This is a genomic window from Cribrihabitans marinus, from assembly GCF_900109035.1.
GTDB classification, from domain to species: domain Bacteria; phylum Pseudomonadota; class Alphaproteobacteria; order Rhodobacterales; family Rhodobacteraceae; genus Cribrihabitans; species Cribrihabitans marinus.
The window spans coordinates 415,658-437,819 of record NZ_FNYD01000003.1 but is presented as its reverse complement, the minus strand read 5'-3'; the positions used below and the strand labels follow the sequence as shown (position 1 = coordinate 437,819).

The window sequence follows — 22,162 nt, the reverse complement described above, 5'->3', positions numbered from 1 at the left end:
CCTGCCCTAACGTCAATTCAACAGATTGACGCATTGCATCGCGCGTCGAGACCCGCCGCGGGAGGATATTGGCATGGGCGAATTCGATGTTCGGGGATCCGACCTCAAGAACCTGATCAAACTGGCGCGGAAGCAACCCGTCGCCTTTGCCTATAACCCCGGCAGCGGCCCGAAGGACGATTATTTCGGGATCGACCGGCGCAAGACGCCCGAACAGATCATGAAAAAGGCCCGGGCCGAGGGTGCGGGCAAGAAGGTGGCCTTTGGCACCTGCCAGGTGGACGGAAAGGTGCTGGAACTGACCTGCACCAAGGAAGTTCCGGCCATGGCCAAGAAACTCAGGAAATACCTGAAGACCGAAAAGGTCACCCTCAACATCCGGGTGCTGGCCGCCGACGGCTCGGAACTGGAGTCCGATGCCGACGAAGAGGAAGAGGCCGGAACCGCCCGCCCCAACGGGGCCGACGAGACGCCCGGCGCCGCGCAGGACGCCGGGCCAAGCTCGGCGATGTCGGATGAAGGCGACGCCGATGCCGAAGATGACGAGGACAGCGAAGACGCCCCCGCGGGCCGCGACACCGGGGAGCTGAAGGCGCAACTCAAGGCGCTTGGCCAGCGTATCCAGGAACTGGGTGGCCAGGCCGCCCCGCTGGCCAAGCCCTACAAGCAGCTGGTGGAATATCTCAAGGCCGGCGATCTGCCGCGGCTCGAGGCCGGCATCGAAAAGGTCGGACAGGCGCTGGACAAGCTGAATGGCGCCGCCGCGCCCGCTTCGTCGTCCAGCGAGGACGGCGACAAGGATGACGAGGACACCACCGCCGGCGCGCTGGGCGCCCAGTGGGAGAAGCTGCGCGCCGAGGCAGAAGGCCTGCTGGGCCAGGCCACGGCCGCCGTGCCCTCGGCCAAGGCCAAGCTGGAGACCGCGTGGGAGCAGATCACCTCGCTGGCCGATGGCGAGCAATGGGACAAGGCGATGGCCAAGGCGCAGAAGCTGTTGCCGACCATGCAGCGGCTGATCGACAGCGTAAGCCCGGCCGAACCCGCCCCAGCGGGATCCGCGCCGCCGCCCGACAGCGAGGGCGCCGGTGGCGACCAGATCGACAAGATCAAGGCGGCATTGGAGAAGCGGCTTTCGGGCCTGTCCGACGGGCTGGACACCGCCAAGCGCGTGCTCAAGGACAAGGCGTCCGAGATCGGCGGGCTGATCGACAACATCACCGGGCTGAGCGATTCCGGCGGGCTGGACCTGGCCCGGCGCGCCGCCGATGCGCTGGACCGGATCGTCAACCAGGGCGCCGAACGCGCGGTCGAGATCGACGCGGCCAATGACGAGCTGCGCCGGGTGCTGGGCTATGTCCGCGACATGCGCCAGGACGCCACCGACCGGCTGGAGGGCCCGCCGCCGGCGTCGCTGTCCGATCCGCTGGACAAGGCGAAATCCGATCTCGAGGGCTGCGACGGGGACGATCCCGATGCGGTCAAGACGGCTGTTGCCGCCGCACTGACCCTGTTGGAACAGGTCGAGAAGGCGCTGGCGGCACTGGTGGCCGAAAAGGCCAAGTTCGACGCCCAGCTCGCGCTGTTCGAAACCCGGCTTGCCGCGTTGAAGAGTCACGCGCAAAAGGATGAACCTGCGGTCAAATCCCGGATCGAGGCCCTGGATGTGGAACTGGCCAAGATCAAGACCCAGGCCGCCGCGCATGACTATGCCGCCGCACTGGCCGCGCTGCTGGAGCTGGCCAAGACCTGCGACGAGGCCGAGGACTACGCGGACGAATGCGCGCATTTCAAGTCGATCCTGGAAGACCGCCGCAAGCGGGTCGACGACCTGATCGCGGCCTACCCGCTGACCGGGGGTGCGGTGCACGATCTGGTCAAGGGCGTGATCCGCAAGATCAAGGAGGATTTCGACAAGGCCGAGGGGCTGGGAACAGGCGCCACGCCCGACTACGAGGCCGCCACGGATCTGCTGCAGCCGATGGCCAAACGCACCCAGGACGCCATGTGGCGCGGCGAACGCGCCGGCCAGTATGCCGACAAGCGCGACAAGACCGACAAGATGATCAAGCGCCGCGCGAAACATCCCGAGGTCGCGGATGTGCAGACCTTTCTGACAAAGCTGCGCGACCTCTACGCGGCGTCCGATGTAGCCAAGACCAAGAGCTTCGTGAAGTCGATTTCGCTGCTTGACCGCGCCTCGGACCTGGGCAGCACGCTCTACAAGACGGTCAAGCTGAACACCGAGTTCAAGAAGTCGCACAAGGCGGCCAGCGACAAGATCAAGGCGCTGGAGGCCCATGCCGGCAAGGCCGGGATCACCGGGCATATCACCCGGCTCAAGGGCGATCTGACCCGCTCGGAGGCCAAGCGCGACCTGATGGAGTTCCTGCTGGCCAAGAAGATCTGCGACCAGATCGTGACCGACAGCGCCAAGGTCGAGACACTGGCCGACGACTACAAGACCTACCTGGATTCCAAGAAGACGCTCAAGACCGCCAAGGACAGCTGGGACACGACCTGGCAGGCCTTTGCGCAGGAACTGGTCGACCAGGTGACGCGGCTCGAGGGCGAAGCGACCTCGGCGGTGGGCAACGAGGAGTACAAGCTGGCCGACAAGCACATCCAGGACGCCATCCTCTATGCCAACGATGCCCGCGACCAGATCGACATCCAGAAACAGGCCGGGCAGGAATTCGACGGGGCCAAGGGTGACATCACCTCGGCCAGCGGCGATATGTCGGCGGTCATTGCCAAACTGGAACAGTTGAAGACCAAGGCGGAAAGCGCTGATACCGAAAGCACTTATGCCGACGACATCGCAACGGCCGAAGGCCAGATCCAGGACGCGCAGAAGAAGCTGGCCGGAAAGACGCCAGACGAGGCCGGCGCCAAGGCCGACCTGGAATCGGCGCGCGGCAACCTGCACTATGCGTTCTTCGAGGCGCAGCGGCGCAAGATCTACGAGGACATCGCCGCCGACGTGAAGTCGGAATATGACGGCATCGTCGCCACCGCGCGCGGCGACGCGCTCAAGCCGCAGACCGACCCGATCGACGCGGCCTTCACCGCCGCCAAGCAGGCCGCCGACCGCAAGGACAACGAGACCGCCGAGGCCGAGATCGCCAAGGTCGTCGTCCTGCTCAAGGAGTTGGAACAGAACGCCAAGTCCTACGATGACCACAAGACCCTTCTGGAGGGCGACATCGCCGCGCTGGACACCTGGTTCGCGGCGGCGCAGGCCGGATTCGGCACGCCCAAGGACGTGCTGGACACCGAATTCGCGGACTATGGCAAGAAGAAGACCGAAGCGGCCACCGAGGCCGGCAAGAAGGAATGGAAGACCGCGCTGGAGAAGCTGCAGGAGGCCAAGAAGACCGGCGATCTCTACAAGCGCATGTTCGCCGATTACAAGCGCGCCAAGAACATCCGAAAGTCGCGGATCACCGATTTCCTAGGCACGCTGCACACCGATCCCGAAATGGACACCCATTACAAGAAGATCGAGCCGAAAATCGACAAGGTCGACGCGCTGATCACCGATCGGCAGTACGACCAGGCGATCGCTCTGGCGACCACCGTTCAGCTGGAGATCGCGTTGGCCCGCGACATCCAGACCCGCGAGGCCGCGCTGCGACCCAAGCGCCAGGCAGCGTCGGACGCCATCGACGCGCTCAAGGCGGAACGCTGCCCGGCGGTAGAGCCGGATGTCGAACGGGTCGAGAAGCTGCTGGCGCAGGTCGATGCCGAGATCGCGGCGCGCACCTATCCCAACGCGCTCAAGATCGTGGACACCATCGCCCCGCTCTGCACCGAACCCACCCAGATCGGCAAGGACTACAAGGACTACGCGCCGGTCAAGGAGGATGCCCTGACCGCGGTCGAGACGCTGCGCAAGGATCACGGATCGGACGAGGCCGTGCGCCTGCACCTGGCCGAGCTTGACCGCCGCATGAAAGCGCTCACCGGTATGGAGGCCAAGCGCGACTTCCCCGCCTGCAAGGTCGAGGCCCAGAGCATCGCCGACGCCGCCCGGGCCGAGGCCGCCGAGGCGGCGACCCAGGCCAATCTGGACCAGGCCGCCAAGATGCTGGCCGAGGCTGGCCCCACCGAGACCGCCGGGTTCGACAAGCAGCTGGGCGCGATCCGCGCGGGGCTTGAGAAGCTCAGGGGCCAGCCCGGCGCGGATGCGCGCCAGATCACCACCGAGACCGACCGGATCGGCCGGATGCTCGACGAGTCCGAGACCGAGTTCAATGATGCGGGCGACGTGCCGGCCGCGCGGGACAAGCTGGCCAAGGCCGCCGAGGCGCTGGCGCGCGCCAACGAACAGGCCCGGCAGGTCGCGCAGATGGACACTGACCTGAAGAACCTGACCAAGCGCCACACGGACATGAAGGCGCTCAACAAGGAACCCTCGAAGCTGGCCGAGCTGTTCGACGCCGCCAACCGGATGATCCTGGCCGCGCGGGGGTCGATCGACCGCGGCCTGTTCGACCAGGCGCTGAACGAGCTGAACTCGGCCCGCACGGATCTCGACAAGGCCACCGCCATCGGCGAGGCGCATCGCGGCTATACGGCCGAGCGCGACAAGCTGGCCCCGCGCCTTGCGGCCCTGAACAAGCACGACGCGCGCTATGCCGTCTCGGACGATATCGACGAGGCGCGGCTCTACATGGTGGCCGCGGCCGAGAAGGCCGAGGCGCTGGAGCCCAAGGAGGCGCTCGATGACCTGAAGAAATGCGCGACACTCCTGTCCGAGGCCGAGGTCGAGGCGGACATGCACGCCAACGAGGAACCCGACGAGGACAAGCTCAAGGCGCTGCTCGATGCGCCGGGCGGGCCCGAGCGCATGGACGAAATCTTCAAGAAGCTGGATCCACAGGTGCAGCGCAAGGCCTGCAAGAAGGCGCTGGAGATGCGGTTCGGCATCGAGCTGAAACAGACCACCGACTCGGCCGGCAACATCCCCGACACCGCGACCGACGTGCCCGCGCCCAATGTCACCCGCCTGTTCGGGGTGATGGCGGGGCTGGATGACGCGCACACGGTGGACAATCCCTCGATGGGGCTGGTGCAGCGGTTCGGCACGCAAAAGGGTTCGTCCTCCTTCGGGTGGGAATGGGACGATCCGAACAAGCAGGTGAAGAAGAACATCAAGCTGCGCATCGGCCGGGCCGAGATGCCCGAAGAAACCGTCATCGGCCAGGAATGGGAGCTGGGCGAGATCGACGAGAACTGCAAGCCCGCCGACGACGCGCCGGCGCAGAAATTCTCGTGGACGACCCTGCACGAGATCGGCCACGCGGTCGACGACAAGTACGGCGTCATGGACCGCAACGGCACCAGCGCCAAGTACGGGGCGTGGAAGGAATATGGCGGCGACGTCTCGGAAATCGCGCGGAAGGCGGCGGAGGAGTTCAACTATTCCAAGGACTATATCGCGTCCTACCTGTCCAAGCCCGGCGGAAACTATCCGCATCCCGAGCCCGAAGGCGGCGCATCGCCCGAGGAATGGGACCAGCGCCGGCTTGAGGCCGAGGCCTGGTGCGATTCGATCCGCAAGGCGAACTCGATCTGGTACAGCGCCTCCGAGACCAAGCGCCTGAAGATCGGCGGCCGGGTCTATCAGGAGGCCTATGACGGCAAATGGGTCAGCTATGACTTCGCCGCCCGCTCGCAGGGGGTCCGGGGCTATCAGTTCCGCGCGCCCGGCGAATGGTTCGCCGAGGTCTATGCCGCCTTCCACAGCGGCAAGATGAACCCCAAGCACCCGGCCCGCGAGTGGCTGGAAAAAGACATGAGCCAGTAGGAGGATCGCGGTTATGTCGATCATGAACGATGTCACGGTCACCTGCCCCTCCTGCGAGGCGCAGATCACCGTCACCGCCGTGGAAAGCGTGAACGCCGACCGCCGCCCCGACTTGCGCGACGAGATCATCGCAGGCACGTTCCAGGTGCAGCAATGCGGCGACTGCGAGGCCGAGTTCCTGCTGGATCCGCAGTTCAACTATCTCGACATGGGCCGAGGCCAGTGGTTCTCGATCCAGCCTCTGAGCCTGTTGGGCGACTGGCTGGCGCTGGAGGACGAGGCCATCGCGACCTTCGATCTGGCCTATGGCGAACAGGCCTCGCCGCAGGCGCGCGAGATCGGCGACAGCCTCTCGCCGCGGCTGGTCTTCGGATGGGCCGCGCTGCGCGAGAAGCTGCTGATCGGCGAGGCCGGGCTGGACGATGCCACGGTCGAGCTGACCAAGCTGGCGATGATCCGCGGCCTGCCCGGCGCGCCTCTGCGCGCGGGCACCGAGATGCGCCTGCTCAACGTCTCGCCCGAGACCGGCGACATGGCCTTCGAATGGCAGGACAACCTGACCGGCGAAACCGTCGAGACCCTGATCGCGCCGCGCAGCCTCTATGACAGTATCCTCGAGGCGCCTGACGCCTGGGCGCAGATGCGCGCGGTTCTCGAGGATCGCGTGTTCTGCGATGTCCAGAAACTCTATATTGGCGAGGGCCGCGCCGCCGGCTGAGCCCGCGTGCCGGGCCTGTGCCGATCATCGGAAAAGGTGGCGCACCTGATAGGATTCGAACCTATGGCCTCTGCCTTCGGAGGGCAGCGCTCTATCCAGCTGAGCTACAGGTGCCTAATCCGGGCTATATGATATCGGCGGACGGCCCGCAATCGGAAATCGCCTTGTGGGGCGCCGGAAGTCGCCGATCCCTCAGGCGAACAGCTCGTGCGCCAGTTCCAGCGCCTCGACCAGCGTGTCGACTTCCGCGCGCGTGTTGTACAGACCGAAACTGGCGCGGCAGGTCGCCGTCACGCCCAGATGGTCCATCAGCGGCCCGGCGCAGTGATGCCCGGCGCGCACCGCCACGCCCTTCTTGTCGAGGATGGTCGAGATGTCGTGGGCATGCGCCGCGCCGTCCAGCGTGAAGGAGAAGATCGCCGCCTTGTCGGGCCGGGTGCCCTGCAATTGCAGCCAGTTCAGCCCGCCAAGCCGCGCCAGCGCATAGTCGCGCAGGTCCGCCTCGTGGGCGGCGATGTCTTCCATCCCGAGGTCCATCATGTAGTCCAGCGCCGCGCCCAGCCCGATGATCTGCACGATGCCCGGCGTGCCGGCCTCGAATTTCATCGGCGGGTCGTTATACGTGACAGAATCCTTGTGCACCTCGCGGATCATGTCGCCGCCGCCGATGAAGGGGCGCATCTCGGCCATCCGCTCGGACCGGATATAGATCGCGCCCGAGGCGGACGGACCATAGAGCTTGTGCCCGGTGATCACGTAGAAATCGCAGCCGATATCGGCCACGTCCACGGGCATGTGCACCGCGCCCTGGCTGCCGTCGACCAGCACCGGAACGCCCTGTTCATGGGCGCCGGCAGTGATCGCCTTCACGTCGACAACGGTGCCCAGAACGTTCGAGCACTGGGTAACGGCCACGAGTTTCGTCCGTGGCGTGATGGCGTCCAGCACCGCCTGCGGGTCCAGCCTTCCATCGGCCTCCACATCGACCCATTTCAGCACCACGCCCATCCGCTCGCGCAGGAAATGCCAGGGCACGATGTTGGCGTGATGCTCCATCACGCTCAGCACGATCTCGTCGCCCGCCTGCATGTGCGGCATGGCCCAGCCATAGGCGACGAGGTTGATGCCCTCGGTGGTGCCGGAGTTCAGGACGATCTCGTCCTCGCTGCCCGCGCCGAGGAAGCGCGCGACGGTGCCGCGCACCGCCTCGTATCGCTCGGTGGACAGATTCGACAGGAAATGCAGGCCCCGGTGGACGTTGGAATACTCCTCGGCATAGGCCCGCGTCACCGCGTCGATCACCGCCTGCGGCTTCTGCGCCGAGGCGCCATTGTCCAGGTAGGTCAAGGGCTTGCCGTTCACCTCTCGTCCGAGAATGGGGAAATCGGCGCGGATCTTTTGCACGTCATACATTCTGCAGGGTTCCCGAAAGCGGTGCCCCGATCAGGGACAGCAGGATCATGAAGGCCAGCGAAATCGCCAGAACGGCGGCGACAAGCACGCCCGCCGCCCGCCAGAGCGATCCCAGGCGATGGGCCTGGTCGACGAAGTGAAGGAAGATGTAGATGCCCAGGAAGGTCGCGGCGAAGCTGAGGATCATCGCCAGGAGCGGCACCACCAGCACCAGCACGAACACCGCCGCCTGCGCCACGACGCTGAGCAGTTGCAGCCAGACCATCAGCGACAGGATCTCGCCAAAGCCGCCCTCGCCGCCGAACACGCGGCCGACCCGGTGGATCGCGATGATCGTGACGACCAATCCGCCGCCCACCACCGCGCCATAGCCGACCGGCGTCGCGATCAGGCCATAGAACGGCGACTCGACCGGCGGCAGGGCCATGTTCGATACGATATAGAGCAGCGTGTCCAGCACCACGGCCAGCGCCAGCCCCAGCCAGCACACCTCGGCCGGCAGGTTCAGCGCCAGGACCCGCCGGGCCGCCTCGGCCGGATCCTTGACCGTCAAAACGGCGAGCGCGCGCCAATCTGCGGTGATCATTCCGGGGGCCTTTCCGCTTGTCTCAGGCTTGATATCCAGAACCAGCCAAACACCACCAGCCACAGAAAGCCAACCCCCTGCAGCGCCGGCCCCGGCCCGATTAAGCCGGCCACCAACCCATGCAGCAGCAGAAGCGGCGACGCGGCGAGAAGTGACCAGAACAGCGCCAGCCGCGCACCATACCAGTCGCCGCGCCCGCCGAACAGGCGGGCGACGACATGGCTGAGCGCCGCGATGACATAAAGCAGCAAGGGCGCGATGATGACCCAGGCCAGCAGCGTGCCGCCCAGCAGCATGTTCAGCTCCTGCCCGGTCACATGCGCCTCGCGCGCCAGGCGGGGCATCTGCGCGACAAAGACCAGCACACAGGCCGACATGAGAATGGCCAGCGCGCGATCCTCGCGCTGGCCCATCGACAAGAGCCGGCGCATGACACGGCCCGGCCCCCGATAGGTGGCCGTGATGTCCGACGTGACCGGCATCAGCTGTGTCGCGACAACCAGGCTTCGAGCCGGGCCACGATATCAGCGGCGATGTCGCGGTCCTCGACCTCCTCGACCGCCTCGGCCAGGAAGGCCAGGGTCAGCAGGTCGGTCGCCTCCTTCTCGGGGATGCCGCGCGCGCGCAGGTAGAACAGTGCGGTCTCGTCGATCGCCCCCGAGGTCGAGCCATGCGAACAGGCCACGTCGTCGGCATAGATCTCAAGCTCGGGCTTGGCCAGGAACTGGCTGTCATCGTCCAGCAGAAGCGACTGGCTGATCTGGTAGCCATCGGTCTTCTGCGCGCCTTCCTTGACCAGGATCTTGCCCTGGAACACGCCGGTGGCGCCGTTGCGCAGCACCTTCTTGAACACCTGGCGGCTTTCGCAATTCACCGCGTCATGGGTGATGAAGACGGTGTCGTCGTGGTGAAAGTCGCCGTCGCCGACGCAGGCGCCAGCCACATGCGCCACGGCATCGTCGCCGGTCAGCTCCACGACCTGCTCGTTGCGGGTCAGCACGCCGTTCACCGTCAGGGTGAACGACTTGTAGGCCGATTCCCGCCCCAGCCGGGTGAACATATGCGTGGCCGCGCGGCGTTCATGGTCGCGCCCCTGCGCCCGGACATGGTGCAGCGAGCCGGTGTCGGCAATGTCGATCTCCATGCACTTGTTGAACCGCGAGGCCGCCGGGCCGTTCTCCAGGATGGTCGCCTCGGCCCCGCTTTCCACCCGGACCACGTGGTGCAGGATGGCGTCGGACGCCGTGTCGCTGTGAGTGTAGATCAGGTTGATCGGCCGCGACGGCCGGCCGGTGACGCGGATCGCCACGCCATCTCTGGCAAACGCCGTGTTCAGCGCCGCCAGCGGGCGCGGCACCGGGGTCTGTCCGCGCGCCTCGAGCGTGCCATAGAGATCCTTGGCCCAGTGGATGTCCCGGGTGCAGATGTCGTGGATGCGGTCGATCTCGACCCCCTCCATCTGCAGGTCATCGGACGCCTCGGCGTCGAAAACCCCGTCCACAAAGACGATGCGCAGCCGGTCGAACGCGTCGAAGACCGGCGCCTCGCCGGTGTCCAGTATCGCCGCCTCGGGTGCATCGGGCTGCACCAAAGTGTCGGGCCGCGTGTATTTCCAGTATTCGTCGCGCCGCCCCGGCAGCCCCATCTGACGAAGCCGGGCCAGCGCCGCCTCGCGCGCCGCCTGGGTGCAACCGCCCTCGGGCAGCTGCAGCGCGTCGATCCGCGCCTCGGTCGCGGTCTGTTTTGCTTGCGGCAATGCCATCATTCCACCTCTGCCAGGATGTCGCCATAGCCGTTGTGCTCGACCTCCAGCGCCAGCTCGGGGCCGCCCGATTTCACGATGCGCCCGTCGGCCATGATATGCACGACATCGGGTTTGATGTGATCCAGCAGGCGCTGGTAGTGGGTGATCACCAGGAACGCGCGACCGGCGTCACGCAGCGCGTTCACGCCGTCCGCGACAAGTTTCATCGCGTCCACGTCCAGGCCCGAGTCGGTCTCGTCCAGGATGCACATTTTCGGCTCCAGAACAGCCATTTGCAGGATCTCGTTCCGCTTCTTCTCACCGCCCGAGAAACCCACATTGACCGACCGCTTCAGCATCTCGGCGTCGATCTTCAGCTCCTTGGCCCGTTCGCGCACCTGCTTGAGGAAGTCACTGGCCGACAGCTCGTCCTGCCCGCGCGCCTTGCGCTGCGCATTCACCGCGGTGCGCAGAAACGTCATGTTGCCCACGCCGGGGATCTCGACAGGGTATTGAAACGCAAGGAAGAGGCCCGCGGCGGCGCGTTCCTCGGGCTCCATCCCGAGCAGATCCGCGCCTTCCAGCGTGGCGGACCCCTCGGACACCTCATAGCCGTCGCGCCCCGACAGCACATAGGACAAGGTCGACTTGCCCGAGCCGTTCGGCCCCATGATCGCATGCACCGAACCGGCCTCGACACTCAGATCGACACCCTTGAGGATACGCTTGTCCTCTTCCTCAAGTTTCACGTGCAGGTTCTTGATTTCAAGCATTTTCATTCCTCTTCAATCAGGCGCGCACAGTCCGGCGCGCGGTGTCGGTGACGGCGCGGAACCGCGCCGGAAAACTGTCCTTCAGGTCGGATCTGGCCCGGGCGATTCCGTCCTCGTGCGGCAGGTGATCGGATTGCGACAGCCCCCCCAGCGCGGCCGGAACCTCGTCCAGCTCGATCGGGGCGACCATCGCGCGCCCCACCGAGGCGGCATAGTCGTGGAACTTCAGGTGCGATTGCGCGCCGGGCCGCAGCCATGTGGACGGCACGCCATAGGCATCGGCCACGACCAGCCCGTGCAGGCTGGCCGAGATCACGTGACAACTGCCCGAGATCGCGGCACAGACGCTCTCTGCATCGGCGCGCGGATCGACGAGATGCAGCGCCGGGTTCGAGGCCACCACGCGCTCCAGCGCCGGGTCGCCCATCATCGAGTGATGCGGCACCAGCGCGATCCGGTCCCGGCGCGGGGTGCTGGCCGGGAACACCTCATCGGCCAGCAGGCCGGGATCGCCGAAGCCGCGGGCCGGGATGTCCAGCAGCGCCGCTGACACCGGACCGCGCAGCAGTGCGATCTCGACATTCCCGACAAAGCGCTTCGGCGCCGGGTGCAGCAGCCCCGCGCCCCAGATCACCGGTTTCGATCCATACGCGCGCGGACGGGCGAAGTTGCGGCTCATCACCTGAAGGAGCGACCCCAGCGCCAGCATCTCGCAATCTCCCGGCGCGGCATGCACGACCGGGCGGCCGGACAGATGCGCGACCACGCGCGGCGACAGCTCATCACCGAAATTCGGCTGCGCCTTCCACCAGAACAGGCGGATCGGGGCTTGGCTGTCCACACTCATGCCGAGACTCCCCGACCGGCGTGCCGGACGCACGCGCGCTGGATGATGTCTCGGGGTCCGCGCATTGCTCAGCGCCCCCGACGCCCGAGCAGCCCGAGGATCAGACGCGACGCGCCCCATCCCAGCAGCACACCCAGCCCGATCGCCAGGACCGGGTTCACGAAGGCCCAGGGGTTGAGGTTCACATAGGCGACCCCCAGCAGCCCGCCCAGAACGGGCAGAACATAGGGAACGGCCGACGCGATCTTGTCCGTGCCTGTCTTCATGGTGTCTTCCAGCCCCTTCCTGTGCGGGTCAAAGTGCCGGTGGCGGCGTCATCAGACCGGCCTGGATCAGCAGGTTCTCGACATATTGCGGTGAAAAGAGTTGCGTCCACAGATCGGGCATGAGTGCGGCCAGATACGGCTCGCCGAAATGCAGGACCGGCAGCGCCACGCAGATCCCCAGAAGATGCGGCTTGTCGCGCAGGCCAAGCCCGATCATCAGCACGAACAGCCCCGCCGCGGTCATGCCGAACGGGCCGATGGCGAGCATCGTCTTCTGGAACACGTCGCCCTGCCCCGGCGGCGACAGGGTCAGGCCATGCGCGATCACCTTCGAGGCCAGAAACACACCCCCACCCAGTATTCCACCCAGGATGGCGCCGGGCGCAATGCGGCCGCGCGCCTTGACCGGACCGGCCCGACCGCCGCGCGTCCGCCGTTTCGCATCGCGCCCCGAGACCGGCGCCGCCTGCCCGGCATTCGCCGAGATCCGCGCCAGCCGATCCTGAAACGCCTGCTTCTGCCTGTCGTCCAGATTGCTCATGGCCACTGCTCATTCGTGCCTGCATCGCCCGCACCGAGCGGTCAGCCCACGCTGCCTTCCAGGCTGATCGCGACCAGTTGCTGCGCCTCCATGGCGAACTCCATCGGCAGGGCCTGCAGCACGTCCTTGCAGAACCCGTTGACCACCAGGGCCACCGCCTCTTCCTCGTCCATGCCGCGCTGGCGGCAATAGAACATCTGGTCGTCATCCACCTTGGAGGTCGTGGCCTCGTGCTCGACCCGGCTGGAATTGTTGCGGACCTCGATATAGGGCACCGTGTGCGCCCCGCACTTGTCGCCGATCAGCAGGCTGTCGCACTGGGTATAGTTGCGCGATTCCTTCGCCTTGGGATGCATCGAGACCAACCCGCGATAGGTGTTCTGCGCGCGGCCCGCGCTGATCCCCTTGCTGACGATCCGCGACCGGGTGCGTTTGCCCAGATGCACCATCTTGGTGCCGGTGTCGGCCTGCTGCATGTTGTTGGTGATGGCGATCGAGTAGAACTCGCCCTGGCTGTCATCCCCGCGCAGGATGCAGCTGGGGTATTTCCAGGTCACGGCCGAACCGGTTTCCACCTGCGTCCACATGCATTTCGCGCGGTCGCCCCGGCAATCGGCGCGCTTGGTCACGAAGTTGTAGATGCCGCCCTTGCCGTTCTCGTCGCCCGGATACCAGTTCTGCACCGTGGAATATTTCACCTCGGCATCTTCCTCGACGATGATCTCGACCACCGCCGCGTGCAGCTGCGCGATATCGCGCTGCGGCGCGGTGCAGCCTTCCAGATAGGACACATAGGAGCCCTTGTCGGCGATGATCAGCGTGCGCTCGAACTGGCCCGTGTTCTCGGCGTTGATCCGGAAATAGGTGCTCAGCTCCATCGGGCAGCGCACCCCCGGCGGCACATAGACGAAGGAGCCGTCGGAAAAGACCGCCGAGTTCAGCGTGGCGTAGAAATTGTCGCTGACCGGCACGACGCTGCCGAGGTATTTCTTCACCAACTCGGGATGCTCGCGGATCGCCTCGGAGATCGAGCAGAAGATCACGCCCGCCTTTTTAAGTTCCGCCTGGAAGGTGGTGCCCACGCTGACGGAATCGAACACCGCATCGACCGCCACCTTGCGGCCCTCGGCGGGTGCGCTCTCGGCGCCCTCGACACCGGCCAGGATCATCTGCTCCTTGAGCGGGATGCCAAGCTTTTCATAGGTTTCCAGCAGCTTGGGGTCGACCTCGTCCAGCGACTTGGGCTTGACCTCCATGCTCTTGGGGCGGGCATAGTAATACTGGTTCTGAAAGTCGATCTGCGGATAGTCGACCATCGCCCAGGTGGGTTCCTTCTTGGTCAGCCAACGCTCATACGCCTCCATCCGCCAGTCGGTCATCCACTGCGGTTCCTCGTTCTTCTCCGAGATCAGCCGCACGATATCCGGGGTCAGCCCCTTGGGGGCGTATTCCATCTCGATATCGGTTTCCCAGCCGTATTTGTAGGCGCCGCCGACCTCGCGTACCGCGTCCACGGTTTCCTGATCGACGCCTTCCTTGACCTGAACCTGGTCGACTGCGGCCATGATGCTTCCTCCATGCGCTCACGCGGCGCGCGCGCGATGCTTCTTTTGCTTGTCCAGCCACGCCTCGGCAAAGCGCAGCACATCCGTCTCTGTCGTCTCGGGTCCCAGCGAAACGCGTATCGCGCCGGCCGCCGTGGCCTCGTCATATCCCATCGCCGTCAGGACCGCACTGGCCCGCACCTTTCCGCTGGAACAGGCCGATCCCGCACTGATCGCGAATCCGGCAAGATCCATCTGCATCACCTGGGTCTCGCCCTTCCAGCCGGGCGTGGCGAAACAAGCGGTGTTGGGCAGGCGCGGCCCGTCTTTCCCGACAAAAATAGTCTGGTGAGCGTCAGCCGCAAGGGCCTTTTCTAGAATATTTCTAAGTTCCTCGACCCGGGACCAGACCCCATCGGCCAGATCCCGCGCCGCCGCCCTTGCCGCGGCGCCAAACCCGGCGATGCCGATGACATTCTCGGTGCCCGACCGGCGGCCCATCTCCTGCCCGCCGCCGCGGATCTGCGCGTCCAGCTCGGTGCCGCGCCGGACCACCAGGGCGCCGATGCCCTTGGGCCCGCCCAGCTTGTGCGCCGAGATCAGCGCCATCTGCGCGCCGGACCAGTTGAACGCCACCGGCAGTTTGCCAAAGGCCTGGGTCGCGTCGGTGACGGCCAAACCCTCGGGCAGGCTCTGCAGGATGCCGGTCTCGGAATTGGCCATCTGCACCACGCTGTGCGACGGGTCGGAAACCGCCACGCGCCCCTGGGCATCAACCGGCAATTCCTCACCGATCCAGGCTCTTACGGCATCATGTTCAACGCCAGCGCCGGCCAGGTTCCGCCCCGCCATCGCCAGCGCGGCCGCCTCGGTCGCGCCCGAGGTGAAGATCACATCGGCCCCGTCCGCGCCAAATGCCGCTGCGATCTCGCCGCGCGCCCGCTCGACCAGCGCCTTGGCCGCACGGCCCTCGGCATGGACCGAGGACGGGTTGCCCGCCACATCCATCGCCGCGATCATCGCATCGCGCGCCTCGGGCCGCAGTGGCGCGGTGGCATTATGATCCAGGTAGACCCGCCTCACCCGCGCCCCCGCTTTCCTTTCGCCAAAAATACCTCGGGGGAGTCGCGCATCGCGCGACGGGGGCAGCGCCCCCGATCCGGCGCGCCGCTCATGGCTCGTCCACCACGGCGAACAGGGTCGGCACCGCCGGGCATGGCGCCAGTTCGTTCTCGATCACGTCCGACAAGCGCGTCTGGTGGAGAAAGACATAGACCTGCGCGCTGAGCGATTGCCACAAGCGGTTGGTCAGCGACTGCGCACGACTGCCCGACAACCCGCCCGAGGCCCCGGCGCCCACATGCATGGCATCGACCGTCTCGTCCACCGCCGCCAGCACCTCGACCACCCGGATCTCGGCCGCCGGGCGCGCCAGCCGGTAGCCGCCGCCCGGCCCGCGCACCGACGCCACCAGCTCGGCGCGGCGCAGCTTGACGAAAAGCTGTTCGAGATAGGGCAGCGAAATGCTCTGCCGGGCCGAGATTTCGCCCAGAGTCACCAGCGTGTCCTGGGGCTGCAACGCGATGTCGGCCAGCGCCACCATCGCGTATCGGCCTTTCGTCGAGAGTTTCATGCCCGCCCCCTTGTGACACAAGCCTCGGGTAAACATTGACCTTCCCGCTGCCAATGCGTATCTCGCACGGGCGGCGCGACAATTCGATGCGCTTTGATTAGAACCGTTCTAAGGTGCCCGAGGGAATCCGTCAAGAACCCCGCGACACCTGCGAGAAACGAGACAGGACCGACACGCAACATGCCCGAGGTGATATTTCCCGGACCGGAAGGCCGGCTCGAAGGCCGCTACCACCCGCAGAAGGAAAGGGACGCGCCGATCGCCATCGTGCTGCACCCGCATCCGCAATTCGGCGGGACGATGAACAACAAGGTCGTCTACAACCTGCACTATGCGTTCTACAACATGGGATTCACCGTTCTGCGCTTCAACTTCCGCGGTGTCGGGCGCAGCCAGGGCGAGTACGACCAGGGCGTGGGCGAGCTGAGCGATGCCGCCTCCGCGCTCGACTACCTGCAATCCATGAACAGCAATTCCAAGCATTGCTGGGTCGCCGGTTTCAGCTTCGGGGCCTGGATCGGCATGCAGCTGCTGATGCGCCGGCCCGAGATCACCGGTTTCATCTCGGTCTCGCCGCCGGCGAACATGTATGATTTCTCGTTCCTCGCGCCCTGCCCCAGCTCGGGGCTGGTGATCAACGGCACCTCCGACCGCGTCGCGCCGCCCGCCGACACCAGCGTCCTGGTCGACAAGCTGCACGAGCAGAAGGGCATCACCATCACGCACACCGAGGTCGAGGGCGCCGACCATTTCTTCCAGGACCGGCACATGGACACGCTGATCGACTCGGTCAGCGACTACGTCAAGCGCCGCCTGACGGAGACCACGCGCTGATGGCCGGCACGATCGAGACGCTGGCCGCCAAGCTGGCCGAAGACACGCTGGACATCATGGACAAGTCCGGCGAGGAGCGGTTTTTCGTCGAGGTCGGCACCGTTCTGGGCGCCGCCTCGCAGTCGCTGGAAGAGGCCTATCTGACCGAGATCCGCGTACGCCTGGCCGAGCGCAAGGCCCGCGCGGTTCTCAACGCCAAGCTGGCACAGCTCGCCGCCAAGTCGGACAAGTCCCCGAGCGACGCCGGATGAGCGACCGCCTGTCCGCCCAGATCGCGTTCCTGAAAGAGGCGGATCAGCTCAAATCCGTGCTGCGGGCCTCGAGGTTGCTCGACGACTCGCGGCGCGAGAATTCGGCCGAGCATTCCTGGCACATCATGCTCTATGCGCTGGTCCTGGCGGACCAGGCCGGGCCGGACGTGTCCATCGACCGCGTGCTGCGCATGCTGCTGATTCACGACCTGGTGGAGATCGACGCAGGCGACGCGCCGATTCACGGCGAGGTCGATCACGCGGCCATGGCCGCCAAGGAGGCCGCCGCCGCCGAGCGCCTCTTCGGCCTGCTGCCCGCCGACCAGGGGGCCGCGTTTCGCGCGCTCTGGGACGAGTTCGAGGCGGCCGAGACACCCGACGCGGTCTTTGCCAAATGCATCGACCGCCTGCAGACACCGATTGCCAACCTGGCCAATGGCGGCGGCACATGGACCCAGTTCGGCGTGTCGATGCCGGACCTGGACCTGCGCGTGGGCCGGCCAATCGGCCGCGGCGCGCCCGGTATCTGGGCCTGGCTGCGGCCGCAACTGACCGCCTTCTTCGAACGGGCCGCAAAAGGGTGAGCCACGCCGGTATGCCGCGGCATGCAGGCTTTCGCCGCGCCTGCCTTTGCGCTAGACCGGCGCCGGAGCGAAACCAGCAGAGGGCGACAGAGCCATGACCAAGATCAAGGTTGATAATCCCATCGTCGAGATGGACGGCGACGAGATGACCCGGATCATGTGGCAGTTCATCAAGGACAAGCTGATCCTGCCCTATCTGAATATCGACCTGCTCTACTACGATCTCGGCATCGAGGAGCGCGACCGCACCGAGGACCAGATCACCATCGACGCCGCCGAAAAGACCCGCGAGGTCGGCGTGGCCGTGAAATGCGCCACCATCACCCCCGACGAGGCCCGCGTCGAGGAGTTCGGCCTCAAGAAGATGTGGCGCAGCCCCAACGGCACCATCCGCAACATCCTGGGCGGGGTGATCTTTCGCCAGCCGATCATCTGTCGCAACGTGCCCCGGCTGGTGCCCGGCTGGACCAAGCCCATCGTCGTCGGCCGTCACGCCTATGGCGACCAGTATCGCGCCACCGACTTCACCTTTCCCGGCCCCGGCAAGCTGACCCTGAAATTCGAGGGCGCCGACGGCCAGGTGATCGAGCGCGAGGTGTTCGACGCCCCCGAGGCCGGCGTTGCCCTGTCGATGTACAATCTCGACAAGTCGATCTACGACTTCGCGCGCGCCTCGCTGAATTATGGCCTCAACCTGGGCTGGCCGGTCTACCTGTCGACCAAGAACACAATTCTCAAGGCCTATGACGGCCGGTTCAAGGACATCTTTTCAGAGGTTTACGAGACTGAGTTCAAGGAAAAGTTCGAAGCCAGGAAGATCTGGTACGAACACCGGCTGATCGACGACATGGTGGCCAGCTCGCTGAAATGGTCGGGCGGCTATGTCTGGGCCTGCAAGAACTACGACGGTGACGTTCAGTCCGACACCGTGGCGCAGGGCTTCGGCAGCCTCGGGCTGATGACCTCGATCCTGATGACGCCGGATGGCGGCATCGTCGAATCCGAGGCCGCCCACGGAACCGTCACCCGCCACTATCGCCAGCACCAGGCGGGCGAGCAGACCTCGACCAACTCGATCGCGTCGATCTATGCCTGGACCGGCGGGCTGAAGCACCGCGCCAAGCTGGATGGCAACGACGCGCTGATGAACTTCGCCGAAACGCTGGAGAAGGTGATCGTCGATACCGTGGAAAGCGGCCACATGACCAAGGACCTGGCCCTGCTCGTCGGTCCCGACCAGGGCTGGCTGACCACGATGGGCTTTCTCGAGAAGATCGACGAGAACCTCGGCAAGGCGCTGGCCGGCTGAACTCCGTCCCCCGGACGTGGTCGCAACCGGCCTGCAACGCGGGGCGCACTTGGGCGCCCCGCTTGGGTCGCCCTCAGTCCGCCTCGAGCGGACGCGTCGAGCCGCTGTCGGTTCCGGTTGTCGCGGTGCCGGCCAGAACACCAAGCGCGACGATCGTGGCCGCCGCCAGAATGACCGATTTGACAAATGACTTGTTCATTCCAAACACTCACATCGAAACAACAAATAATGTCAAAACGATACATCAAACCGCGCTGCCCGGAAAGTCGGGTTTCCATGACCTTCGCGGCTCGGTGCCCAGGCGCAACACAGGCGCGCCGGTTCAGTGCGTGGCGGTGTTCGAGAACAGGTGGATGACCAGGATCCCGGCCAGGATCATCGCCAGCCCCAGCACCGCCGGTGCGTCCAGCCGCTGTCCGAAGACAAGGAAACCGATCAGCGCGATCATCACGATACCCAGGCCCGACCAGATCGCATAAGCGATGCCAACGGGAATCGCCTTGAGTGCCCAGCCCAGCAGAAAGAAGGCCAGCCCATAAGCCACGACGACGGTTACCGTGGGCCACAGCCGGGTGAATTGCTGGCTGGCCTGAAGGGCGGATGTGCCGATCGTCTCGGCGACGACGGCCAGGAACAGGATCAGGTAGGTGTTGGTCACGCCGGCCTCCCAAGGGTTTGCGCGGCCCGGTCGCCGCCCGGATCACAAACACCGATCCACCATCCGGGGCAAGCCCGTTCGGGCATTTGCCGGTGCCGCGCGGCGGCCCCCCGATTTTGCTGGAACTCCCGGCGCGGGCAGGTTAAGCGCCGTGCACCTTCCCGCATCACAAAGGCCACGCCCTCATGGAACTGCGCAACATCGCCATCATTGCTCATGTCGACCACGGCAAGACCACGCTCGTGGACGAACTGCTCAAGCAATCGGGCGCGTTCCGCGAGAACCAGAGCGTCGCCGAACGCGCGATGGACAGCAACGACCTGGAGCGCGAGCGTGGGATCACGATCCTGGCCAAGGCCACCAGCGTGGAATGGAACGGCACCCGCATCAACATCGTCGACACGCCCGGTCACGCCGATTTCGGCGGCGAGGTGGAGCGGATCCTGAGCATGGTGGACGGTGTCGTCCTGCTGGTCGATGCCGCCGAAGGGCCGATGCCGCAGACCAAGTTTGTCACCTCCAAGGCTCTGGCGCTGGGGCTGCGGCCGATCGTGGTGCTCAACAAGGTCGACAAGCCCGATGCCGAGCCCGACCGGGCGCTGGACGAGTGTTTCGACCTCTTCGCCAACCTGGGCGCCGACGACGACCAGCTGGACTTCCCGCATCTCTACGCCTCGGGGCGCAGCGGCTGGGCGGATGCCGAACTCGACGGGCCACGCAAGGACCTGACCGCGCTGTTCGACCTGGTGGTGCGCCACGTGCCCGCCCCGTCCCAGGCCGAACACAAGGACGCGCCCTTCCGCATGCTGGCGACCACACTGGGCGCCGACCCGTTCATCGGGCGCATCCTGACCGGCCGGGTGGAAAGCGGCACGCTCAAGACCGGCGACACCGTCAAGGCGCTCAGCCGCGACGGCACCCAGATAGAGACCTTCCGCGCCTCCAAGATCCTGGCCTTTCGCGGGCTGGGCCAGCAGCCCATCGACCTGGCCGAGGCCGGCGACATCGTCACCCTGGCCGGCATGAGCAAGGCCACGGTGGCTGATTCCCTGGTCGCCCCGCAAGTGACCGAGGCCCTGCCCGCCCAGCCCATCGACCCGCCGACGATCAGCGTGACATTCGGCATCAACGACAGCCCGCTGGCCGGCCGCGACGGCAAGAAGGTGCAATCCCGGGTCATCCGCGACCGCCTGATGAAAGAGGCTGAATCGAACGTGGCCATCCACGTGTCCGACACGCCCGGCGGCGAGGCCTTCGAGGTCGCGGGCCGCGGCGAATTGCAGATGGGCGTTCTGATCGAGAACATGCGCCGCGAGGGGTTCGAGCTGAGCATCTCGCGGCCCCAGGTCCTGCTGCGCGACGAGGGCGGTCAGCGCCTCGAGCCGATCGAGGAAGTCACTATCGACGTCGATGACGAGTTCACCGGCGCGGTGATCGAGAAGATCACCGGCCCGCGCAAGGGCGAACTGGCCGAGATGAAGCCCGCCGGCGCCGGCAAGACACGGATCATCGCCCATGTGCCCTCGCGCGGGTTGATCGGCTATCACGGCGAGTTCCTGACCGACACCCGCGGCACCGGCGTGCTGAACCGGGTGTTCCACGGCTGGTCGCCGCACAAGGGCACCATCCCCGGCCGTCGCGCGGGCGTTCTGATCTCGATGGAAAAGGGCCAGTCGGTGGCCTATGCGCTGTGGAACCTGGAAGAGCGCGGGCGCATGTTCATCGGCCCGCAGGCCGATGTCTACCAGGGCATGATCATCGGCGAGCACAGCCGCGACAACGATCTCGAAGTGAACCCGCTCAAGGGCAAGAAGCTGACCAACGTGCGGGCCAGCGGGTCGGATGACGCGGTGCGGCTGACGCCGCATGTGCAGTTCAGCCTGGAAGAGGCCATCGCCTATATCGACGACGACGAGCTTGTCGAGGTCACGCCGAACGCCATCCGCTTGCGCAAGCGGTTCCTCGACCCGCATGAGCGCAAGCGGCAGTCCCGCGCGGCCAGCTGAGGCTCACCAGGGCTGCAGCCGTTCCAGCGGGGCCTTCGCGGCCTCGCGCATCGTCCAGTCCGCCGCCAGCAGGGCGGGCGGCAGCAGTCCCGCGACCAGCACGATGACCAGTGTGGCAAAGACGATCTTGGTCACGCCCATGCGGCGCTTTTTCTGAGGTTTGCGTGTGAAATCCAGTGGCATGGCAGCCTCCGGTTCGGGGTTTCATGTCTCGCCCGGATTGATTGTTGTCCCGCGACAATGCAACCGATTCCGGCGAACTGATCCCAGTGTGCCGATCATTACGGCGGAAATACGCCTGAAATTGGGGCGTTTTGGTCCGAATTGAGCAGCGGGCTTGCCGTGCGCGGCAATCTCACTCCGAGGTTTCGACCACCATCAACTCGCGCTCGGACGCGCCGCGTGCGTGGTCCAGCGCCGCCTGGTACTCGGGCGAGTTGTAGCAGGCGACCGCCGCCTCGACCGAGGGAAAGCGCGCCACGACGTTGCGCGGACGCTCCTTGCCCTCGAGCTGCACGAACCGACCGCCGCGGGCGATGAACGTGCCGCCGTGCTTGGCGATCGCTGGTCCCGCGAGTTCCGCGTATTTTCCGTATGCATCGGCGTCCGTCACTGTGACATGCGCGATCCAGAGTGCTCCCATGAT

22 protein-coding genes and 1 tRNA gene are annotated in these 22,162 nt (G+C 65.9%); 7 read left to right on the top strand and 16 right to left on the bottom strand.

Features of this window, described 5'->3' with window-relative positions; translation table 11 throughout:
- Positions 1–73: 73 nt before the first annotated feature.
- Positions 74–5,809 (top strand): hypothetical protein, encoded by a 5,736-nt coding sequence (locus tag BMX57_RS20645; protein ID WP_092364200.1) that lies wholly within the window; start codon positions 74–76, stop codon positions 5,807–5,809.
- Positions 5,810–5,822: 13 nt separating this feature from the next.
- Positions 5,823–6,527: a CpXC domain-containing protein gene (locus BMX57_RS07060; RefSeq protein ID WP_092364197.1), complete on the top strand. Its 705-nt coding sequence runs from the start codon at positions 5,823–5,825 to the stop codon at positions 6,525–6,527.
- Between the two features lie 37 nt (positions 6,528–6,564).
- On the opposite strand, the gene BMX57_RS07055 is transcribed toward BMX57_RS07060, so the two are convergent.
- The 12 genes from BMX57_RS07055 to iscR all read right to left on the bottom strand — a co-directional run bounded on the left by BMX57_RS07055 (position 6,565) and on the right by iscR (position 15,874).
- Positions 6,565–6,641: transfer RNA gene (locus tag BMX57_RS07055), tRNA-Arg, on the bottom strand.
- Between the two features lie 78 nt (positions 6,642–6,719).
- Positions 6,720–7,940, bottom strand: a complete 1,221-nt coding sequence (locus BMX57_RS07050; protein ID WP_092364194.1) for a cysteine desulfurase — start codon at positions 7,938–7,940, stop codon at positions 6,720–6,722.
- A complete protein-coding gene (locus BMX57_RS07045) occupies positions 7,933–8,526 on the bottom strand; it encodes a YIP1 family protein (RefSeq protein ID WP_092364191.1) in 594 nt (197 codons plus the stop codon). Before BMX57_RS07045 ends, BMX57_RS07050 begins: the two co-directional genes overlap by 8 nt.
- Complete coding sequence (locus BMX57_RS07040; RefSeq protein WP_092364188.1) at positions 8,523–9,008, bottom strand: YIP1 family protein; 486 nt, start codon at positions 9,006–9,008, stop codon at positions 8,523–8,525. The genes BMX57_RS07045 and BMX57_RS07040 overlap by 4 nt, the downstream gene beginning before the upstream one ends.
- Positions 9,008–10,288 carry a SufB/SufD family protein gene (locus tag BMX57_RS07035; protein WP_092364378.1) on the bottom strand — a complete coding sequence of 427 codons (1,281 nt, stop codon included), beginning with the start codon at positions 10,286–10,288 and terminating at the stop codon, positions 9,008–9,010. The genes BMX57_RS07040 and BMX57_RS07035 overlap by 1 nt, the downstream gene beginning before the upstream one ends.
- Complete coding sequence (gene sufC, locus BMX57_RS07030) at positions 10,288–11,043, bottom strand: Fe-S cluster assembly ATPase SufC (RefSeq protein WP_092364185.1); 756 nt, start codon at positions 11,041–11,043, stop codon at positions 10,288–10,290. The genes BMX57_RS07035 and sufC overlap by 1 nt, the downstream gene beginning before the upstream one ends.
- Positions 11,044–11,059: 16 nt before the next feature.
- Positions 11,060–11,890, bottom strand: coding sequence for a polysaccharide pyruvyl transferase family protein (locus BMX57_RS07025; RefSeq protein WP_092364182.1), 831 nt, complete (start codon positions 11,888–11,890; stop codon positions 11,060–11,062).
- A 68-nt stretch (positions 11,891–11,958) separates the two neighbouring features.
- Positions 11,959–12,156, bottom strand: a complete 198-nt coding sequence (locus tag BMX57_RS07020) for a hypothetical protein (protein WP_092364179.1) — start codon at positions 12,154–12,156, stop codon at positions 11,959–11,961.
- A gap of 28 nt (positions 12,157–12,184) precedes the next feature.
- The gene (locus BMX57_RS07015; protein ID WP_092364176.1) at positions 12,185–12,697 is read right to left on the bottom strand and encodes a hypothetical protein; all 513 of its coding nucleotides are present in this window, start codon (positions 12,695–12,697) and stop codon (positions 12,185–12,187) included.
- Positions 12,698–12,738: 41 nt separating this feature from the next.
- The gene (sufB, locus tag BMX57_RS07010; protein ID WP_092364173.1) at positions 12,739–14,262 is read right to left on the bottom strand and encodes a Fe-S cluster assembly protein SufB; all 1,524 of its coding nucleotides are present in this window, start codon (positions 14,260–14,262) and stop codon (positions 12,739–12,741) included.
- A gap of 18 nt (positions 14,263–14,280) precedes the next feature.
- Positions 14,281–15,324 (bottom strand): cysteine desulfurase family protein, encoded by a 1,044-nt coding sequence (locus tag BMX57_RS07005; protein ID WP_092364170.1) that lies wholly within the window; start codon positions 15,322–15,324, stop codon positions 14,281–14,283.
- An 88-nt stretch (positions 15,325–15,412) separates the two neighbouring features.
- The gene (iscR, locus tag BMX57_RS07000) at positions 15,413–15,874 is read right to left on the bottom strand and encodes a Fe-S cluster assembly transcriptional regulator IscR (protein ID WP_092364167.1); all 462 of its coding nucleotides are present in this window, start codon (positions 15,872–15,874) and stop codon (positions 15,413–15,415) included.
- Positions 15,875–16,054: 180 nt separating this feature from the next.
- Between iscR and BMX57_RS06995 the strand changes: the two genes are divergently transcribed.
- The 4 genes from BMX57_RS06995 to BMX57_RS06980 all read left to right on the top strand — a co-directional run bounded on the left by BMX57_RS06995 (position 16,055) and on the right by BMX57_RS06980 (position 18,852).
- Positions 16,055–16,708 (top strand): alpha/beta hydrolase, encoded by a 654-nt coding sequence (locus tag BMX57_RS06995; protein WP_092364164.1) that lies wholly within the window; start codon positions 16,055–16,057, stop codon positions 16,706–16,708.
- The gene (locus BMX57_RS06990) at positions 16,708–16,959 is read left to right on the top strand and encodes a hypothetical protein (protein WP_092364161.1); all 252 of its coding nucleotides are present in this window, start codon (positions 16,708–16,710) and stop codon (positions 16,957–16,959) included. The genes BMX57_RS06995 and BMX57_RS06990 overlap by 1 nt, the downstream gene beginning before the upstream one ends.
- A complete protein-coding gene (locus BMX57_RS06985; protein ID WP_092364158.1) occupies positions 16,956–17,543 on the top strand; it encodes an HD domain-containing protein in 588 nt (195 codons plus the stop codon). Before BMX57_RS06990 ends, BMX57_RS06985 begins: the two co-directional genes overlap by 4 nt.
- Before the next feature lie 94 nt (positions 17,544–17,637).
- The gene (locus BMX57_RS06980; RefSeq protein WP_092364156.1) at positions 17,638–18,852 is read left to right on the top strand and encodes an NADP-dependent isocitrate dehydrogenase; all 1,215 of its coding nucleotides are present in this window, start codon (positions 17,638–17,640) and stop codon (positions 18,850–18,852) included.
- A 73-nt stretch (positions 18,853–18,925) separates the two neighbouring features.
- On the opposite strand, the gene BMX57_RS20995 is transcribed toward BMX57_RS06980, so the two are convergent.
- Together BMX57_RS20995 and BMX57_RS06975 are read right to left on the bottom strand one after the other, a co-directional pair.
- Positions 18,926–19,051, bottom strand: a complete 126-nt coding sequence (locus BMX57_RS20995) for a hypothetical protein (RefSeq protein WP_268235993.1) — start codon at positions 19,049–19,051, stop codon at positions 18,926–18,928.
- A gap of 123 nt (positions 19,052–19,174) precedes the next feature.
- Positions 19,175–19,510, bottom strand: a complete 336-nt coding sequence (locus BMX57_RS06975) for an SMR family transporter (protein ID WP_092364153.1) — start codon at positions 19,508–19,510, stop codon at positions 19,175–19,177.
- A 185-nt stretch (positions 19,511–19,695) separates the two neighbouring features.
- Here BMX57_RS06975 and typA point away from each other — a divergent pair, with 185 nt between their 5' ends.
- A complete protein-coding gene (gene typA, locus BMX57_RS06970) occupies positions 19,696–21,516 on the top strand; it encodes a translational GTPase TypA (protein WP_092364150.1) in 1,821 nt (606 codons plus the stop codon).
- Positions 21,517–21,519: 3 nt separating this feature from the next.
- Here the strand turns inward: typA and BMX57_RS06965 are convergent, their stop codons facing one another.
- Both BMX57_RS06965 and BMX57_RS06960 read right to left on the bottom strand, forming a co-directional pair.
- Positions 21,520–21,699: a hypothetical protein gene (locus tag BMX57_RS06965; RefSeq protein ID WP_092364147.1), complete on the bottom strand. Its 180-nt coding sequence runs from the start codon at positions 21,697–21,699 to the stop codon at positions 21,520–21,522.
- A gap of 172 nt (positions 21,700–21,871) precedes the next feature.
- Positions 21,872–22,159: a DUF1330 domain-containing protein gene (locus tag BMX57_RS06960; protein ID WP_092364144.1), complete on the bottom strand. Its 288-nt coding sequence runs from the start codon at positions 22,157–22,159 to the stop codon at positions 21,872–21,874.
- Positions 22,160–22,162: the final 3 nt, after the last annotated feature.

Bases quoted from the DNA above. Each gene is read 5' to 3' on its own strand.
- sufB (WP_092364173.1), bottom strand. From the start codon at position 14,262: ATGGCCGCAGTCGACCAGGTTCAGGTCAAGGAAGGCGTCGATCAGGAA.
- BMX57_RS06960 (WP_092364144.1), bottom strand. From the start codon at position 22,159: ATGGGAGCACTCTGGATCGCGCATGTCACAGTGACGGACGCCGATGCA.
- BMX57_RS07020 (WP_092364179.1), bottom strand. From the start codon at position 12,156: ATGAAGACAGGCACGGACAAGATCGCGTCGGCCGTTCCCTATGTTCTG.
- BMX57_RS06995 (WP_092364164.1), top strand. From the start codon at position 16,055: ATGCCCGAGGTGATATTTCCCGGACCGGAAGGCCGGCTCGAAGGCCGC.
- BMX57_RS20645 (WP_092364200.1), top strand. From the start codon at position 74: ATGGGCGAATTCGATGTTCGGGGATCCGACCTCAAGAACCTGATCAAA.
- BMX57_RS06990 (WP_092364161.1), top strand. From the start codon at position 16,708: ATGGCCGGCACGATCGAGACGCTGGCCGCCAAGCTGGCCGAAGACACG.
- iscR (WP_092364167.1), bottom strand. From the start codon at position 15,874: ATGAAACTCTCGACGAAAGGCCGATACGCGATGGTGGCGCTGGCCGAC.
- BMX57_RS07025 (WP_092364182.1), bottom strand. From the start codon at position 11,890: ATGAGTGTGGACAGCCAAGCCCCGATCCGCCTGTTCTGGTGGAAGGCG.
- typA (WP_092364150.1), top strand. From the start codon at position 19,696: ATGGAACTGCGCAACATCGCCATCATTGCTCATGTCGACCACGGCAAG.
- sufC (WP_092364185.1), bottom strand. From the start codon at position 11,043: ATGCTTGAAATCAAGAACCTGCACGTGAAACTTGAGGAAGAGGACAAG.
- BMX57_RS07060 (WP_092364197.1), top strand. From the start codon at position 5,823: ATGTCGATCATGAACGATGTCACGGTCACCTGCCCCTCCTGCGAGGCG.
- BMX57_RS06985 (WP_092364158.1), top strand. From the start codon at position 16,956: ATGAGCGACCGCCTGTCCGCCCAGATCGCGTTCCTGAAAGAGGCGGAT.
- BMX57_RS06980 (WP_092364156.1), top strand. From the start codon at position 17,638: ATGACCAAGATCAAGGTTGATAATCCCATCGTCGAGATGGACGGCGAC.
- BMX57_RS07035 (WP_092364378.1), bottom strand. From the start codon at position 10,288: ATGGCATTGCCGCAAGCAAAACAGACCGCGACCGAGGCGCGGATCGAC.
- BMX57_RS07045 (WP_092364191.1), bottom strand. From the start codon at position 8,526: ATGATCACCGCAGATTGGCGCGCGCTCGCCGTTTTGACGGTCAAGGAT.
- BMX57_RS07040 (WP_092364188.1), bottom strand. From the start codon at position 9,008: ATGCCGGTCACGTCGGACATCACGGCCACCTATCGGGGGCCGGGCCGT.
- BMX57_RS20995 (WP_268235993.1), bottom strand. From the start codon at position 19,051: ATGAACAAGTCATTTGTCAAATCGGTCATTCTGGCGGCGGCCACGATC.
- BMX57_RS07050 (WP_092364194.1), bottom strand. From the start codon at position 7,940: ATGTATGACGTGCAAAAGATCCGCGCCGATTTCCCCATTCTCGGACGA.
- BMX57_RS07015 (WP_092364176.1), bottom strand. From the start codon at position 12,697: ATGAGCAATCTGGACGACAGGCAGAAGCAGGCGTTTCAGGATCGGCTG.
- BMX57_RS06965 (WP_092364147.1), bottom strand. From the start codon at position 21,699: ATGCCACTGGATTTCACACGCAAACCTCAGAAAAAGCGCCGCATGGGC.